Origin of the sequence: Neisseria sp. Marseille-Q2251, from assembly GCF_940793045.1 — a bacterium.
In the GTDB taxonomy this organism is placed as follows: Bacteria; Pseudomonadota; Gammaproteobacteria; order Burkholderiales; family Neisseriaceae; genus Neisseria.
In genome coordinates, this window is sequence record NZ_CALNWV010000085.1 from 1 (window position 1) to 2,057 (window position 2,057).

Below are 2,057 nucleotides of genomic sequence, written 5' to 3' on the forward strand. Positions count from 1 at the left end.
ACGTTGGTCACGTTCGGATTGGTGCTGTTGTCCACCAGGGTAATGTTTTTGATATTACCCAAGCCTGCTTTGCCGTCTGCTTCGACTGACGGCGGTGCGGTGTTGACGTTGCCGCCGTTGCTGCCGATCAGTTCGTAAACTTGGTGCAGTTGTCCGCCGTTGACGGCATCGGTGCTGCCTGCGGCAACGGTGCCTGCGGCGACGCCGGTCACTTTCTTACCGCCTGCGTTGATGCCCTCGGCAGTGATGTTGACATCGCCTGCTTTCAGACCGTCTTTACCCAGCGCCACTTTGTCGCCGACGTTGACGCCGTTGTTGTTCACAACCGTATCGCCTGCTTTGACGCTGTCTACTTTCAGGTCTTTGTTGAGGCCGACCTGAATGCCGTTCGCGCCTGCGGTAGTGGTGATGTTGGCATCGCCTTTAACAGCCACGGTATCGCCCAATTTGTTGGCAACGGTCGTACCGCTGTCGCCTGCGAAGCTGATGCCTTTATTGTCTACCGCGTCTTTCGCCGCGACGCCTTTGGCGATGTCGGCTTTGACGGCTTTAGACAGGTCAACCGCGTAGTCGGTTACGTTGTCGGCATCTTTGTTGCCTTTGGTTACGACGATGTTGTCGGAACCTGCGGAGACGCTTGCGCCGTCTGCGTTCACGGTGTAAACGGTTTGACCGTTCGCACCTTGTTTGCTGCTCACGCTGGCGATGTTGGTACCGGCTTCGACTTCTGTCTTAGCAGCGGCGGTCAGACGGTTCAGCTGTCCGACGTTGGCGGCATCGGTGTCTTTCACACCGGCAGCAACGTTGCCGATGGCCTTGTTGCCTGCGTTGATGCCGTCGGCAGTGATGTTGACATCGCCTGCTTTCAGACCGTCTTTGCCCAGAGCCACTTTGTCGCCGACTTTAACGCCGTCGTTGTTCACAACGGTATCGCCTGCAGTGAAGCTGTCGGCTTTCAGGTTAGGTGCGGTCGCCACTTTGTAAGTGGTGCTGCCGTCGGCATTTTGCTCTGGTGTGACGACGATGTTGTCGTTGCCGCTGTCCACTTTGGATGTCGCTTTCGCTGCGGCTGCTTTGAGCTGTGCAACGTTCACTGCGTCGGTGTCGGCTTCGCCTGCGGCGATGTCGGACACTTTGTTGCCGCCGTTGTTCAGACCGTCTTTAGTCAGGCTGACAGGTTTGCCTGCTTTGCCGTTGCCCACAGTCAGTCCGTTGTCGGTCAGTACGCTGCCGCCTACGGTAACCTTATCGAAGGAGACGTCGTCTGAAGTCGCTACGGTGATGTTTTTACCGTTGCGGCTGACTTTGACGTTTTTGCCTTCTTTGAAGGTTACGGTATCGCCTGCGCCGATTTTTTCAGACGAGGTTTCGTCGTTGGCGTTCAGGTTCCAGCCTTTGTCGGCAGTTTCTTTCACTGCGGCAATGGCGTCGTGGACGTTGTCTTTGCCGGTACCGCCGATGTCGGTGGTGGTGACGTTGCCTTTGTCGTTGGCCGCGTTACCGCCGAGCAGGTTCGCCAGGTTGGCTTGGGTTGCGTTCAACTGTTCTTCGCTGGCGGCTTGACCTTTAGTGGCAAAGTCCGCACCGCCCAGAGTTGTGTTGCTCAGACCGGAAATCAGACCGGCGGTACCGTCGATCACGAGCGGTTTGTTGCCTTTGCCTGCTTTGCCGACGGTAATCTTGTCGGCCAGCGAGAAGCCGATGCCGTTTTCGTCGGCGCGGGTCAGGATGTTGCCGTCGCCTTTGACGCTCAGGCTGTCACCCAGTTTCTTCGCCCCAGTCGTGCCGTTGTCGGCGGCAAAGGTCAGACCTTTGTTGTCCACCGCGTCTTTCGCCGCGACACCTTTGGCGATGTCGGCTTTGGCTTCGTCAGTCAGATCCAAAGCGTAATCGGTTACGCCGTCGGCGTCTTTCGTACCTTCGCTGACTTTAACCGCACCGCCCGCCGCTTGGCTGAGGGTGGTCTTGTCGGCGTTGACGGTGTACTCGGTGTTGTTGCCGTCCACTTTTTCGCTGACGGTAACGTTCTTACCGGCAACGACGGTGGTGGTTTTTTC

General features: G+C 57.4%; 1 pseudogene. It reads right to left on the reverse strand.

Going from position 1 to position 2,057, the window contains the following annotated elements:
• Window positions 1-2,057, reverse strand: a pseudogene (locus AAG834_RS13680) (hypothetical protein); the annotation flags it as partial.